Below are 15,783 nucleotides of genomic sequence, written 5' to 3'. Positions count from 1 at the left end.
GCAAAGAGGATACACCTGTTCCCATACCGAACACAGAAGTTAAGCTCTTTAGCGCTGATGGTACTTGGGGGGCGACCCCCTGGGAGAGTAAGACGTAGCCACGTAATCTTTTTTATTTTAAGAAACTATTGAAAAATAGTTTCTTTTTTGTTTATCTATACTCAAATTATAGATAATAGGGAATACTAAATTTTATTTATATTAAGGAGGGATGAATTGGATTTAATTTTATTTAAGTTTTTGTATTTTCTATTATTCTTTGGATTATCAAGTATAGCAGGAATGCTGATTCCATTTTTACAATATAAAGGGTTTAGTCCAATAGAAACGGCTACATTAATAAGTTTTTATACTGTAAGCGGAATTTTGGGACAACTAATAGCAGGTTGTTGCTGTGATAAATTAAAAACAATTAAAAAAATATTTATATTTTCTTTATTAGGTGTAATGTTTAGTACAGCTTTAGCTATTTTTATAAATATTAAAATATTATTTTATATTAGTTTTGTAATTATGGGATTTTTTTATTATATATTGACTAGTATACCTGATAGTTGGGTAATAGAAAGTGGAGAAAATGCAAAGTCAAAATTTGGATTTTTTAGAGTTTTTGGTTCAACTGGGTGGGCATTTGGAGTATTAGCATCAGGAATTATAACAGAAAAATATGGATATCATATATTAAACATAATATATCTAATAATGTTGTCATTAACTCTAATTATAAGCATTAAGATAAAAGATACGGTTAAAGAATATAAGGGTTGTGGAAATTTAAAAGAGTTATTTAATAATAAAGAATATATACTCACTGTAATTATATTATTAATAATTTGTATCCCGTTTAGAGGATACTGTCAGTTAGTACCTTATAGAATAGAATATGTAGGGGGAAACACTGTAAACTTAGGAATATTTAATTTTATAAGCTCAATAAGTGAGATAGCTATGCTTATTTTAGCACAAAAAATTATGCATAAATTAAGTCCTGACAAATTATTATTATTATCACCATTAGGACTATTTCTTCAAATACTAATCCTAAGGTTTGGAAGTAATATAAATATTATATATATTAGTGCTGTCCTACAAGCATTTACATTACCAATAATATTAGTAGTAGGAAAAATAATAATAGACAGAATATCTCCTAGTAATTTAAAAACATCATCACAGTTAGTAGCATTTGCTATATTTAATAGTGTATCAACTATAATTGGAACTGCTAGTGTTGGATATTTTATAGAGAAGTTTTCCTTGGATAAAGCTAATTTATTTCTATTAGGGTGTAATATGCTATCTATATTAGGCGCATTATATTACGACAGAAATATTAAAGATAGGATTATATAAAATTAATAATATAAATTTATTAAAGTAGAATATTAAAGCTGCTTTATGGAAAAATAATAAATAGAAGTCATGATATTATTTACATAGAAGGAGAAAAACTATGGGAAAAATAAAGAAAACTATGGATGGAAATGCAGCAGCAGCATATGTATCATATGCTTATACTGAGGTAGCTGCAATATTTCCAATAACACCATCATCAAATATGGCAGAATCAGTGGATGATTGGTCAGCTAAAGGTTTAAAAAATATATTTAATCAAAAAGTAAATGTTGTTGAAATGCAATCTGAGGCAGGAGCAGCAGGAGTATTTCATGGATCACTACAATCAGGAGCATTAACTACTACTTATACAGCATCACAAGGATTGCTTCTTATGATACCTAATATGTATAAAGTATCAGGAGAGTTGCTTCCAGGAGTATTCCATGTAAGTGCTCGTGCCTTAGCAGCCCAAGCATTATCAATATTTGGTGATCATCAAGATGTTATGGCAGCGCGCCAAACTGGATGTGTAATGTTAGCATCAGGGTCAGTTCAAGAGGTAGCAGACTTAGCACCCGTAGCTCATTTAGCAGCAATAAAAGGAAGACTTCCTTTTATACATTTCTTTGATGGATTTAGAACATCACATGAAATACAAAAAATAGAAGTACTTGAGTACTCAGACTATGCAAACTTACTAGACAAAAAGGCATTGCAAGAATTTAGGAATAGAGCTTTATCTCCAAATCATCCTGTAGCTCGTGGTACAGCTCAAAATCCTGATATATACTTCCAAACAAGAGAAGCAAGTAATAAGTATTATGAAGAAATAGTTCCGATAGTAGAAAATTATATGAATAAAATTGGCGAATTAACAGGTAGACAATATGGATTATTTAACTACTACGGAGCAGAAGATGCAAAAGAAATATTAATAGCAATAGGTTCAGTAACTGAGGCTATTGAAGAAACTATAGATGAATTAAATGCAAAAGGCGAGAAATATGGACTGGTAAAAGTTCATTTATTTAGACCATTTAGTAAGGAACATTTATTAAAAGTAATTCCAAAGAGTGTTAACAAAATATGTGTACTAGATAGAACTAAAGAACCGGGTGCAATAGGAGAACCTCTATATCTAGATGTACGTGCTGCATATTATGGACAAGAAAATGCTCCTATGATTATAGGTGGTAGATATGGACTTGGATCAAAGGATGTAACACCAACAGATATAAAAGCTATATTTGATAACTTAGTATGTGAAAATCCAAAAGATCAATTTACAGTAGGAATAGTTGATGATGTAACTCATAAATCTTTAGAAGTTAAAGAAGAACTTAAAGTAGTAAAACAAGGAACTATAAATTGTAAGTTCTGGGGACTTGGATCAGATGGTACAGTTGGAGCAAATAAACAAGCTATAAAGATAATAGGAGATAATACAGATAAGTATGTTCAAGCATACTTTGCATATGATTCTAAAAAATCTGGTGGGGTAACTATGTCTCACTTAAGATTTGGAGATGAACCAATAAGATCTACTTATTTAATAGATAGTGCAGATTATATAGCTTGTCATAATCAATCATATGTAACTCAATATGATTTATTAAAAGGATTAAAAACAAATGGTACATTTGTATTAAATACAATATGGGATGAAAAAGAATTAGAAGAGCATTTACCAGCAAAGATGAAAAATTACTTAGCTAAAAATAATATAGACTTCTACACAGTCAATGCTACTAAAATAGCACAAGAAATTGGTCTTGGAAATAGAATAAATATGATAATGCAATCAGCATTCTTTAAATTAGCAAATATAATACCTGAAGAAGAGGCAACTAAATATTTAAAATCATCAATAAGTAATGCTTATGGTAAAAAGGGTGAAAAAGTTGTTAATATGAACTATGAAGCAGTAGAGCAAGGTAAGAGTGCTCTAGTAAAGATAAATATACCAGATTCATGGGCAAATGCAACAGATAGTGAAGAACATCATGAAAATGAGCCAGAATTTATAAGAGAAATATTAAGACCTATGAATGCCCAAGAAGGAGATTCTTTACCTGTAAGTGCATTTAATGGAATAGAAGATGGTACATTCCCAGCAGGAACCGCAGCTTATGAAAAACGTGGTATAGGAATTAATGTTCCAGAATGGATACTAGAAAACTGTATTCAATGTAATCAATGTTCATATATATGCCCTCATTCAACTATAAGACCATTCTTATTAAATGAAGAAGAAGTAAATAATGCACCTGAAGCTTTCAGAACTAAAAAAGCTGTTGGAAAAGCATTTGGTGGTTTACAATATAGAATGCAAGTAGATACTATGGACTGTACAGGTTGTGGAAACTGTGCAGATATATGCCCAGCTAAAGACAAAGCATTAGTGATGAAACCTCTAGATACTCAGATAGATGCAGAAATACCAAACTGGGATTATGCAGTATCTAAAGTATCATATAAAGGAGATCTAGTTACTGCAAATAATGTAAAAGACTCTCAATTTAGAACTCCACTTATTGAGTTCTCAGGAGCTTGTGCAGGATGTGGAGAAACTGCTTATATAAAACTTGTAACACAATTATATGGAGATAGAATGATGATAGCAAATGCTACAGGATGTTCATCAATTTGGGGTGGTTCAGCACCTTCAATTCCATACACTGTAAATCATGAAGGAAAAGGTCCTGCATGGGCTAACTCATTATTTGAAGATAATGCAGAGTTTGGATATGGTATGTATTTAGGTGTAAAACAAATTAGATTAAAGTTACGTGACTTAATGGAAGAGTTAGTGGCTAGTGAAGAATCTAATGAGTATAAAGATGTATTTGAAAATTGGATAAATACTATGAATGATGGAGAAGCATCTAAAGAGGCTAGTAAAAAGGTTATAGAAGTTATAGAAAACAAATCATTTAGTGGAAAAGCTAAAGAATTAGTAGATGAAATTAAAGCTAGAAAAGATTATTTAGTTAAAAGATCTCAATGGATAGTAGGTGGAGATGGCTGGGCATATGATATTGATTATGGTGGACTTGATCATGTACTAGCATCAGGAGAAGATGTAAATGTATTAGTGTTTGATACTGAGATATATTCAAATACAGGAGGACAAGCATCAAAGTCTACTCCATTATCAGCTATGGCTAAATTTGCTGCATCAGGTAAGAGATCTAAGAAAAAAGATTTAGGTATGATGGCTATGAGTTATGGAAATGTATATGTAGCACAAGTATCTATGGGTGCAGATAAAAATCAACTTATTAAAGCAGTAATGGAAGCTGAAAAATATGATGGGCCTTCATTAATAATAGCATATGCACCTTGTATATCTCACGGATTAAAAGAAGGTATGGGAAGAAGCGTTCATAATGAAGCAGAAGCAGTTGCTAGTGGATATTGGCATTTATATAGATACAACCCAGAACTTAAGAAAGAAAATAAAAATCCATTTAACTTAGATTCAAAAGAACCAAAAGGAAATGTAAGGGACTTTATAATGGGTCAAGTAAGATATTCTGCAATAGCTAAGCAATTCCCAGATGTAGCAGAGGAATTATTTACACAACTAGAAGAAAATATACAAGAAAGATATGAAACATATAAGAGACTAGCAGGGAAATAAATAAAGAGTGCGTACTTTTAAGTACGCACTTTTTGTATAAAAATTAAACAAAGTTTAATAATAGTAAAAAAAGTGGTATCATTATATAATAGCTTAAATTAAAAAATTTATTAGAAAAATAAATTATAATAACAAAATTTAGAAATGAGGATCTAATATGGCTAAAACAACAAAAAAAGCAGCTATTATCTTAATGATTATAATATTAACATCAAAAGTGACGGGTTTTTTAAGGGATATAGTACTAGCGAGGACATTTGGTGCAGGTCATATAACAGACGCATATCTTACAGCACTTAATATACCAGTAGTACTATTTGATGGTATAAGTGCATCTCTTGGAACAACATTTATACCAATGTTTTTTAGTATAAGAGAGAAAAAGGGAATAGACGAAGTATATAAATTTACAAGTAATGTATTAAATATAGTAACTGTAATAAGTATGATATTAATCGCGATAGGGATATTGTTTGCTCCATATATAGTCAAGATATTTGCTATGGGATTTAAAGGAGAGGTGTTAAATTTAACTATATCTTATTCTAGAATATTAATTTTTTCTATGATATTTATAGCTATAAATGGTTTAATAACATCTTTTTTAGTTGCATCAGGAGATGTTCACATATCAGGTTTAATAACGATACCATTTAATATATTTGTAATGATAGCAATAGCTTTAGGCTCAATAACAAACTCATATTTTATGGTATATGGTACTTTATTTGCATATATAGCACAGCTTTTATTTCAGATACCATTTTTATTTAAACATGGATATAAGTATAAATTTATTATAGATTTAAAGGACGAAAATATAATAAAGATATTATATCTTATATTGCCAGTATTTCTAGGTTCTTATGTTAACCAAATAAATACAGTTGTTAATAGAACTTTAGCATCTACACTAGATTCTGGGAGTATAACAGCTCTAAACTATGCAAATAAGCTAAATATGTTTGCAGTAGGTATTATAGTAATATCTTTATCTACTGTAATGTATCCAATACTATCTAAATTAGCTAGTGAAAAAAAAATAAAAGCTTTTAAATATAACGTATCAAAATCTTTAAATATAACACTGATAGCTATGATGCCTATAATGGTTATAGTAATGGGATTATCAACACCTATAGTAACTTTGTTATTTGAACATGGATCATTTAACTCAAAAGCTACTGAATTAACATCAACAGCACTACTTTATTACTCTATGGGTATAGTTGCGTATGGATTAAGAGAGATACTTTCTAAATCATTTTATTCACTACAAGATACAAAAACCCCAGTAAAAAATGCAACTGTATCCGTTATAATAAATGTAATATTATCTATTGTCCTAGTTAAATATATGGGTATAGGTGGTCTTGCTTTAGCTAGTTCTATATCTGCTATAGCAACGTCTGTGTTATTATTTATATCTCTTAGAAAAAAGATAGGAAGAATAGGTATGAAAAATACAATAATAACTTTTATAAAAGTAGCGATAGCATCAATTATTATGGGATTAATAATAAGATTTTCATACTATGAGATAGTTAACCTAGGAATGAATATTTTTGAAAAACAAAAACAACTTATAGCAATATCTTGTATAGGGTCTACATTAATTGGGTTAATTATATATATAATATTAACATTAATTTTTAATATAAGAGAATCAAAAGAAGTAGCTTATATGATTAAATCAAAGTTTAGACAAATTATTTATAAAAGATAGATTTATAAAGGAAATTCAAGATTTATGTAGAATACTAAAATTATTAGAAAATAAGGGGGATAGACATGAGAGAAGAGGTAGAAAAAGCATTAGAAAAAGTTAGACCAATTCTTCAAAGAGATGGTGGAGATGTAGAACTAATAGACGTTAATGACCAAGGAGTTGTATTAGTGAAGTTACAAGGAGCATGTAAAGGATGCCCAGGAGCAACAATGACATTAAAGGCTATTATTGAAAATTTACTTGTTAAGGAAGTTAAAGGTGTAACTCAAGTTATAGGAATATAAAAAAGAAAAGTGCATTTGGCACTTTTCTTTTTTTGCAAAGAGTATTAATTTATTAGTAAAATAGGCATCAATATATTTGGGAGATGTTTTGAAACATATATAAAGTAGAAAAATGATGTACAATATAGTATAATTTTGTAGGAATGATTTTTAAATAAGGGGAAAATGATGAAAAATAAATATATTGCAGGAATGATTTTATTTATAACTATATTAATATTAGGGGATGGATATAAAGTATATGGTTATGATGTACACTTTACCAAAATAAGCAATAAAGATGGCTTGTCTCAGTCAACAGCAGAAGTTATTATTCAAGATCAAAAAGGATACATGTGGATAGGTACTAATGATGGTCTTAATAAATATAATGGGTATGATTTTAAGATATATAGACATAATCAAAGGTCAAAAAGCAGTATAGCAAACAATTACATAGTAAGCCTTCAAGAAGATAGTAATGGAGATATATGGGTAGGAACAGCTAATGGGCTTAGTAAAATAGATATTAATACAGATAAGATAACTAACTATTTTAATGACAAAGAAAGTGGAAATTTATCTCACAATAACATAGGAGATATTCTTATGACTAAAGATGGAGATATAATAGTAGGAACATCAGATGGACTTAATCTATATAATCCTGAAGAAGATAGGTTTGAGCGAATTTTAGGAGGAAAAGAAGATTTAAGTAGCCAATATATACGTGAATTAGAAGAAGATGAGTATGGGAATATATGGATAGGAACAAAAAGTGGAGTAGATAAATTAAATACAAAGAATAAAAAAGTATATAAATATAGTATAGGCGAAGATGTAAATAAAACAATAAAAGATGACATATATGCTTTATTATATGATGATGGGTATATGTGGGTTGGAACTTTTAAAAACGGATTAAATAAAATTAATATAGAAACTAATGAGATAAAAAAATATATACATGATCAGAATAATAGCAAATCCATACCAAGTAACTTTATAAGAGAAGTGTATAAGGATAGTAATGATACATTATGGGTAGGAACAGATAGGGGACTTGCAAAAATAAATGAAGGTAAAGAATTTATTACATATAAAAATGAAAGTACCAACTATAATTCAGTATCTCAGGACAACGTTTTTGATATAATTGAAGATAAAAGTGGACTTATATGGGTTGGAACATATTCGGGCATAAGCATATTTGACCCTAAAAATAAGATAATTCATTATAAAAATAATCCTAATGACAAGAACTCATTAAGTGAAAATATAGTTCATGGTATATATGAAGATGAAGATGAATTATTATGGGTTGGTACAAACTCTAAAGGGATAAACATAATTAATAGAAAAAATGGAGATGTAAGTCATTTAAATAGAGAAAATACAAACTATACACTTAGTGATAATTCTATAAATGATATAACTGGAAAAGAAGACAAAATATATATAGGAACTAGAAGTGGTTTAAATATAATAGATAAGAATGATAATAGTATAATTGTATACGATAAATCCAATGGGCTAAAAGAAGATGATATAAGAACTGTATTTATAGACAGTAAAGATAACTTATGGGTGGGAACTCCAAATGGGATAAGTATAATAAACTTTAAGACTAATGATATAATCAATTTAGATGAAGTTCTAGAAAAGTCAGGAATAGAGTCTTTATTTGCTAAAGTTATATATGAAGATAAAAGTGGTGTATACTGGATAGGGTGTTTTATAGATAATGGTCTTATAAGTATAGATCCTAAATCAAAAGAAATAAAAAACTATAAATATGATAAAAATGATGAAAGTTCTATAAGTTCAAATACTATAAGAGATATAAATGAAGATATATATGGAGATTTATGGATAGGGACTAGTTATGGTTTAAATAAGCTAGATAAAGAAACGGGTAAATTTACTACTTATACAACCCAAGAGGGACTTTCAAATGATATCGTATATGGGATTTTAAATGATTATAAGGGAAATTTATGGTTAAGTACTAATTCGGGTTTATCAAGACTAAATATAAAGACAAAAAAATTTGAGAATTTTGGCATAACAGATGGATTACAAGGTGGAGAGTTTAATGGAAATGCTTTATATAAAAATAAGAAAGAAGAGTTAATATTTGGAGGAATAAATGGACTAAATATATTCCATCCATCTGATATAAATACTGAAAAATACACGCCTAAAGTTATGTTTGATAACTTTGAGATAAATGGCAAAAAATATAATGATATAAATAACATGGAATTTGAGCATGATGAAAATTTCATAAATATAACTTTGTTTTTACCTGATTATAGAAACACTAAGAATATACAGTATTATTATATGCTAGAAGGGACTAAAGAAGGATGGCGTAAAGTTGAATCTAATGATATAAATTATAGCAATTTAGATCCAGGAAATTACACATTAAGGGTAAAAGCAAGGAGCTATAATGGAACGATAACTAGTGAAAATCAAGTTAAGTTTAATATAAAACCCCCATTTTATAAAAGTAACTTAGCAATTTTTATATATATAATAATATTTGTATTTATAATTTATTATAATGTAAATCGAGTGAATCGCTTAGATAATATGGTAAAGAAGAGAACAGCTCAATTAAGAAAAGAGATGCAAAAAAGTAATGAGCTTTTAAATAAAGTAATAGACCTAGAAAGAAGAAAAAATAATTACTTTATAAATTTATCTCATGAACTACGAACGCCTCTTAATGTAATTTATACAACTGAACAACTTATAACAGACTTTAATAAATCTCAAGGTGGTATAGAACGAGAAAAATTATCTCAATATATGATGGTAATGGATAGAAATACCAAAAGATTATTAAGGCTAATAAATAATCTAATTGACACCACAAAGATAGAATATGGCAAATATAAATTAGACCTAAAAGAAAATGACATTGTATATGTTGTTGAAGAAGCCACATTATCATTAAAAGAGTATGTAGAAAACAATGGTATAGAGTTAATAATTGACCCAGAGGTTGAGGAAAAATATATCGTATGTGATGCTAGTGAAATTGAGAGATGTATAGTTAATTTAGTGGAAAATGCTGCTAAATTTACACCGAGGGGTGGAAAAATTATAATAACTATAAAAGAAGATAATGACAATGTAATAATTACTGTAGAAGATACAGGTATAGGTATAGATAATAAATACCATGAATCAATATTTAATAGATTTAATCAAGTTGTAGATGCAAACTCAGAAGTAAAAGGTGGAAGTGGATTGGGACTTACTATAACAAAACAGATAGTTGAACTTCACAATGGTAAGATATACTTAGAAAGTGAAATAAACAAGGGTACTAAGTTTACTATTATCTTATAAAATATAAAAAGAACGTTGTATTAATACAACGTTCTTTTTATATTTTATATCTACTAATGCATCATTCCGATAAACATTCCAATAAAGTAAGGTATAAGCCATATAGACCAAACCACTATACTAAATTTATGGAATACTTTCTTTTGGTTTTCATTATTTTTATATAATACATAAGTTGCCCAAAAAGCATGAAATAGCATAAGAACTATAGCAAGTAAACCTGTTATCCCATGTATACTCTCTGCAACAGGAGAGATAGATAAATTACCGCTAGAAGCTATACTAGTCATTGTAGTTGTACCTAATGTATCACATACAAGGCCTAACCAGAATATTATAACATGTTTTTTAGTTAAGGTATTAGCTCTTCTTTCGCTAAAAACACCTACAGTGTAAAATATAAGTGCGAATGTAATGAATGTAATAGCCATTATCAGTTTAGTACTCATAGTTGTCACTCCTTAATTTTAGATAAAATGTTTTCTAAGTTTAGTTTAAGATCATGTAAATCTTCATTATTACAATTTCTAAAAGTATTATCAAAACTTTTTTGAATCTTAGATCGAAACTCAAAAGCAAAATACTTTCCTTTATCAGTAAATTTTAGATAAGTATTTCGTTTATCAGTTTCCTTTTTAAATTTCTCCAAATATCCACTCTGTTCAAGTCTAGTAACTATACCTGAAACAGTACCTTTTGCTAAAGACATTTTTTTGCAAAAATCAGATATTGTTAAATCATCATTGTGAGCAATAAGTTTAATTACTATAATTTGTTGATAAGTCAAACTTTCTTCTTTAAAATTGTCTTCTATAGAATGCATTGTCTTAGAGTAGAGCTCTTTTAATAACAAGGTTATTTTAAAACAGTCATATTTTGAATTCAAAAAATAACCTCTATAATTTATTACCCAAAAAGTTTTTATGCAAACAATTAAAAGTTAAAAAATGAATAATTTATATATAAACTAATTTCAAAAAGATATATAGACAAAGAAAAATAACATATAATAATTAATAAAATATTTTTTTAATAAGGAGGGTTAAAGTGATAGGCGCAGTAAATACATATAGAGGAAGCCTAGTTGAGTGTAGCCATAATGTTCATATAGCTGTAGTCGATAGTAATAATAAGTTACTAAAGTATTATTCAAATCCAGAGAAAATTATATATGCAAGATCTAGTGCAAAACCAATACAGGTAATACAGGTTTTAGAGAGTGGAGCTTGTGAAAAATATAATATAAGTGATAAAGAAATAGCATTAATGTGCTCTTCTCACTCTAGTGAAGATTACCATGTAGAGGGGATAAATAGTATATTAAAAAAATCAAATCTTAGTGAAGATAATTTAAAGTGTGGAACTAAGGTACCATTTAACTTAGATGTATACAAGAATTTAATTAGGTCAGGAAAAGATATAACTAAAAAACATCACAGTTGTTCTGGAAAGCATTGTGGGATGTTGATTAGTGCTAAGGCTAATAAGGAAAATTTAGATGATTACTTAGAATTGAAACATCCGGTTCAGCAAAGAATATTAAATAATATGTCTAAGATATGTGGATGTGATAAGAAAGATATTTTAATTGGAATAGACGGATGTGGTGCTCCAACACATGCACTTAAATTAAAAAACTTAGCATATGGATTTGCACAAATGGCTAATCCAACAAATATATATGTAAAATCTGAATACATAAATAGAATAACTAAAGCTATGATTAGTTATCCCGAGATGGTAGGAGGAAGTGATAGATTTTGTACAGAATTAATGAAGGCATGCAAAGGAAGAATATTTGGGAAAATGGGATCTGAGGGTGTATATTTATTAGGAGATAAAAAAAATGGAATAGGTATAGCTGTTAAGACAGAAGATGGAAGTGATATATCCACCAACTGTGCAGTGGTAGAAACTTTAGATCAATTAGGTTTAATATCTAAAGAGGAAAAAGAAAAATTATCTAAGTTTCATAATCCAAAATTAAAAAATGCTAGAGGAAAAATTATTGGAGAAACAAAATCAGAGTTTAAACTTAGGTAATTCGTGGTAAGAATATAATATATTAAATTAATCAAAATAGAGATATATATATTTACAATAATAGGTATAATAAAAGTAAGATAAAATAAAGTATTTACAAATGTTTATATGGTAATTATAATTAAGAGATGCAAAATTTAACAACGAGGTGGCTGGACATGAAAAAGTTAGGAAACGTATTACATGGTTTAAAAGAAGAATTAACAGGATTAGCAGGGGTTATGTTAGCTTCAGAAAGAATGAATACACAAAGATGTATAGGAAAAGATTTAGATACAACTAAGACTATAATAGACCAAGATGTAGAAAAAGAAGAATTAACACAGGAAGAGTTAAATAAGTTAGGAAAAGAAATATCTACAATAGCGAAAGAAATAAAAGGGATATCAGGAGTTATGTTAACATCAGAGAGAATAAATACACAAAGATGTATAGGAAAAGATTTAGATACAACTAAAACTATAATAGATCAAAGTGTTGATAAAGAAGAGTTTACAGAAGAAGAAATAAGCAATTTAGTAGAAGAAGCTAAGAATATGGTAGATACTATGTTAGTATCAGAAAGAATAAATAGTCAAAGATGTATAGGAAAAGATTTAGATACAACTAAAACTATAATAGATCCAAAAGAAGCAAAAAAAGAAATTGACAAAGAAGAAATAGGTAAAAAAGAAATAGAAAAATTAGTACATGAATTAAAAGGTTTATTAGCAGAAATGCTAGTATCAGAAAGAATAAACAGTCAAAGATGTATAGGAAAAGACTTAGACACAACTAAAACTATAATAGATAATAATAAAAAATAATTAAAACACCTACATTAATGTAGGTGTTTTTGATAATATAAAGATGTTATAAAAATTAATTTAGGGAGAAGTATATTATGAAAAAATTTAGCATCTTTATGATAATAGTATGTTTAATAGCTATTAGTATTTTAGGGTGTACAAGTAATGAAAATAATAAAAAACAAATCAATGTTTCGGTAGCAGCAAGCTTAAAAGAAGCAATTTTAGAATTAAAAAAAGAATATGAACTTAAAAATAATAATGTTGAATTAGTCATAAATTATGGTTCATCAGGAACTCTAAAGCAACAAATTGAACAAGGAGCTCCTTGTGATTTATTTATCTCAGCAGGGAAAAAACAAGTAGATGAGTTAAATAAAAAAGGTATATTAAATAAGGAAAGTGTAAGAAATTTAGCAAAAAATAAGTTGGTTTTAGTTAGTAGCAATAATTCGAAAAGTTATAGTATAGACGATCTTATGAGTGAAAAAGTTAAACATATAGGAATAGGGCATCCTGAAAGTGTACCAGCAGGAGAATATGCATATGAAACTTTAAAAAATTTAAACTTAGAGGAAAAAGTAAAAGATAAGTTAGTTTATGCTAAAGATGTAAAAGAAGTACTAGCGTGGGCTCAAGTAGAAAATGTGGATGTAGGATTTGTATATTCAACGGATGCAGTAAACAATAATAAAATTAATATTATAAAGGAAATAGATGATAAATACCATTCACCTATAATATACCCAATGGCGATAATAAAGGATAGCAAAAATATAGAAGAAGCTAAAGATTTCCAAGAATTTTTATTTAGCAAAGAGGGACAAGATATATTAAAAAAATATGGGTATAAGGAAATATAACTATAAAATAGGGGGAATTACATATAATATGAATTTTGATTTGACACCATTAATTATATCTATAAAAACATCTCTAATTGCAACTATTATAACAAGTATAATAGGAATTTTAATAGCATATCTTATGATGAACTATAAAGGAAAATTTAGAACCTTAATCGAAATAATCTTAACCCTTCCTTTAATACTACCTCCAACAGTAGTTGGATTTTGTTTGTTACTTATATTTGGTAAAAATGGGATAGTAGGAAATATATTAATATCAATGAATAAAAATATAATATTTACTTGGTGGGCTACTGTAATCTCAGCAGTAGCAGTATCTTTACCAATTATGTACAGAAGCTTAAGGTCGTCATTTGAACAAATTGATGAAAATATAATACTATCAGCAAGGACTTTAGGTCTTAGTGAGTGGAATATATTCAAAAAAATAATATTACCGCTATCAACACCTGGTGTGATAGGAGGTATAGCATTATCATTTGCAAGAGCAATAGGTGAGTTTGGAGCTACATTGATGATAGCCGGAAATATACCTGGAAAAACACAAACAATACCAATAGCTATATTTTTTGAGGTTGAAAGTGGAAATATGGCTATGGCTAGCTTTTGGGTTATGGTAATAATACTAATGTCACTAGGTATAATGTTAATACTTAATTATTGGTCTAACAAACAATTAAAAATAGTAGGAAAGAGGAAATAATAATGTCTCTATATATTGATATAGAAAAAAGGGTTGGAGAAAAGATATTAAAAGTGAAAATAAATCAAGAATGTAAAAAACTAGTTTTTTTGGGACAGTCAGGCTCTGGTAAGAGTATGACATTAAAATGTATTGCAGGTCTTGAAACGCCAGATAAAGGTAAAATTATATTAAATAATAAGGTATTATTTGATTCGGATGAAAAAGTTAACTTACCTCCTCAGGATAGAAAAGTTGGATTTTTATTTCAAAATTATGGACTATTCCCTCATATGACTGTAAAGAAAAATATAGAGATTGGAATAAGTAATTTACGAAAAAAAGATATAGAAGAATTATCTCAAAGGTATATAAATAAATTAAAGCTTAATGGATTAGAAAATAGGTACCCTTATGAATTGTCAGGGGGACAAGCACAGAGGGTAGCATTAGCTAGGGTTTTAGTTACAGAACCGGAAGTATTGTTACTAGATGAGCCATTTTCTGCGCTAGATTACCACTTAAGAAAAAACATAGGATTAGAAATAAATGAAATATTAAATGAATACAACAAAAATTCAATAATTGTTACTCATGATATAGAAGAAGCATATAGAATGTGTGAAGACATAGTAGTGTATGAAGAGTTAGAGGCTAAGGTTAAAAGAAATAGACATGATCTATTCAATAATCCAAGCACAGTTTTAGAAGCTAAAATAACTGGATGTAAAAACATATCAAGGGTTAAGGTTTTGGAGGATAATACCATATATGCTATAGATTGGGATTTAATAATAGAGGATATAAATGCTAAAAAATTTAAGTACATAGGTATAAGAGAAAATAATATAAGCATAGATAAGGTAGAGGATTCAATAAGTAAAGAATTTGTAGTAGAAAATGTAATAGAAAACCCAGAAACGATAAGTGTCTTTTTAAGAAAAGATAAAAGTAAAAAAGCTATAGAAGTAAGATTAAAAAATAAGGATTTAAAGCTTGTAAGAGGAAATAGAGTTAGTATAAATATTAATAGAAATAAAATATATTATTTAAATTAGAGGAAAA

General features: G+C 28.1%; 12 protein-coding genes and 1 rRNA gene. 11 read left to right on the top strand and 2 right to left on the bottom strand.

Annotated features, from left to right (window positions below; genetic code table 11):
- The 6 genes from rrf to ABCP60_RS11870 all read left to right on the top strand — a co-directional run.
- Positions 1-104: ribosomal RNA gene (rrf, locus tag ABCP60_RS11895) — 5S ribosomal RNA — on the top strand; the annotation flags it as partial.
- Between the two features lie 112 nt (positions 105-216).
- Complete coding sequence (locus ABCP60_RS11890; protein WP_343101816.1) at positions 217-1,353, top strand: MFS transporter; 1,137 nt, start codon at positions 217-219, stop codon at positions 1,351-1,353.
- A gap of 100 nt (positions 1,354-1,453) precedes the next feature.
- Positions 1,454-4,981 carry a pyruvate:ferredoxin (flavodoxin) oxidoreductase gene (gene nifJ / locus ABCP60_RS11885; protein WP_343101815.1) on the top strand — a complete coding sequence of 1,176 codons (3,528 nt, stop codon included), beginning with the start codon at positions 1,454-1,456 and terminating at the stop codon, positions 4,979-4,981.
- A gap of 157 nt (positions 4,982-5,138) precedes the next feature.
- Positions 5,139-6,707 carry a murein biosynthesis integral membrane protein MurJ gene (gene murJ, locus ABCP60_RS11880; protein ID WP_343101814.1) on the top strand — a complete coding sequence of 523 codons (1,569 nt, stop codon included), beginning with the start codon at positions 5,139-5,141 and terminating at the stop codon, positions 6,705-6,707.
- A 65-nt stretch (positions 6,708-6,772) separates the two neighbouring features.
- Entirely contained in the window at positions 6,773-6,994 is a 222-nt protein-coding gene (locus ABCP60_RS11875) for a NifU family protein (RefSeq protein ID WP_343101813.1), read from the top strand.
- A 168-nt stretch (positions 6,995-7,162) separates the two neighbouring features.
- Positions 7,163-10,336, top strand: a complete 3,174-nt coding sequence (locus ABCP60_RS11870) for a two-component regulator propeller domain-containing protein (RefSeq protein WP_343101812.1) — start codon at positions 7,163-7,165, stop codon at positions 10,334-10,336.
- 53 nt (positions 10,337-10,389) lie between these two features.
- Here the strand turns inward: ABCP60_RS11870 and ABCP60_RS11865 are convergent, their stop codons facing one another.
- Positions 10,390-10,785, bottom strand: a complete 396-nt coding sequence (locus ABCP60_RS11865; RefSeq protein ID WP_092923050.1) for an HsmA family protein — start codon at positions 10,783-10,785, stop codon at positions 10,390-10,392.
- A 5-nt stretch (positions 10,786-10,790) separates the two neighbouring features.
- Entirely contained in the window at positions 10,791-11,222 is a 432-nt protein-coding gene (locus tag ABCP60_RS11860; protein ID WP_343101811.1) for a MarR family transcriptional regulator, read from the bottom strand.
- Between the two features lie 161 nt (positions 11,223-11,383).
- On the opposite strand from ABCP60_RS11860, the gene ABCP60_RS11855 reads away from it, so the two are divergent.
- The 5 genes from ABCP60_RS11855 to ABCP60_RS11835 all read left to right on the top strand — a co-directional run bounded on the left by ABCP60_RS11855 (position 11,384) and on the right by ABCP60_RS11835 (position 15,776).
- Positions 11,384-12,379 (top strand): asparaginase, encoded by a 996-nt coding sequence (locus tag ABCP60_RS11855; protein WP_343101810.1) that lies wholly within the window; start codon positions 11,384-11,386, stop codon positions 12,377-12,379.
- Positions 12,380-12,537: 158 nt separating this feature from the next.
- Positions 12,538-13,185: a hypothetical protein gene (locus ABCP60_RS11850; protein ID WP_092923055.1), complete on the top strand. Its 648-nt coding sequence runs from the start codon at positions 12,538-12,540 to the stop codon at positions 13,183-13,185.
- A 77-nt stretch (positions 13,186-13,262) separates the two neighbouring features.
- Entirely contained in the window at positions 13,263-14,030 is a 768-nt protein-coding gene (gene modA / locus ABCP60_RS11845) for a molybdate ABC transporter substrate-binding protein (RefSeq protein WP_195581843.1), read from the top strand.
- A gap of 28 nt (positions 14,031-14,058) precedes the next feature.
- The gene (gene modB, locus ABCP60_RS11840) at positions 14,059-14,739 is read left to right on the top strand and encodes a molybdate ABC transporter permease subunit (RefSeq protein ID WP_195581845.1); all 681 of its coding nucleotides are present in this window, start codon (positions 14,059-14,061) and stop codon (positions 14,737-14,739) included.
- A gap of 2 nt (positions 14,740-14,741) precedes the next feature.
- Positions 14,742-15,776, top strand: coding sequence for an ATP-binding cassette domain-containing protein (locus tag ABCP60_RS11835; protein ID WP_195929215.1), 1,035 nt, complete (start codon positions 14,742-14,744; stop codon positions 15,774-15,776).
- The last annotated feature ends 7 nt before the right edge of the window (positions 15,777-15,783 follow it).

Origin of the sequence: Romboutsia sp. MSSM.1001216sp_RTP31141st1_G3_RTP31141_220114, from assembly GCF_039031195.1 — a bacterium.
In the GTDB taxonomy this organism is placed as follows: Bacteria; Bacillota; Clostridia; order Peptostreptococcales; family Peptostreptococcaceae; genus Romboutsia_C; species Romboutsia_C hominis.
Note: the sequence above shows the minus strand (reverse complement) of the source record. Positions and strands in the feature narration are given on the sequence as shown.

Bases quoted from the DNA above. Each gene is read 5' to 3' on its own strand.
- ABCP60_RS11835 (WP_195929215.1), top strand. From the start codon at position 14,742: ATGTCTCTATATATTGATATAGAAAAAAGGGTTGGAGAAAAGATATTA.
- ABCP60_RS11865 (WP_092923050.1), bottom strand. From the start codon at position 10,785: ATGAGTACTAAACTGATAATGGCTATTACATTCATTACATTCGCACTT.
- ABCP60_RS11875 (WP_343101813.1), top strand. From the start codon at position 6,773: ATGAGAGAAGAGGTAGAAAAAGCATTAGAAAAAGTTAGACCAATTCTT.
- ABCP60_RS11870 (WP_343101812.1), top strand. From the start codon at position 7,163: ATGAAAAATAAATATATTGCAGGAATGATTTTATTTATAACTATATTA.
- nifJ (WP_343101815.1), top strand. From the start codon at position 1,454: ATGGGAAAAATAAAGAAAACTATGGATGGAAATGCAGCAGCAGCATAT.
- ABCP60_RS11850 (WP_092923055.1), top strand. From the start codon at position 12,538: ATGAAAAAGTTAGGAAACGTATTACATGGTTTAAAAGAAGAATTAACA.
- murJ (WP_343101814.1), top strand. From the start codon at position 5,139: ATGGCTAAAACAACAAAAAAAGCAGCTATTATCTTAATGATTATAATA.
- modA (WP_195581843.1), top strand. From the start codon at position 13,263: ATGAAAAAATTTAGCATCTTTATGATAATAGTATGTTTAATAGCTATT.
- modB (WP_195581845.1), top strand. From the start codon at position 14,059: ATGAATTTTGATTTGACACCATTAATTATATCTATAAAAACATCTCTA.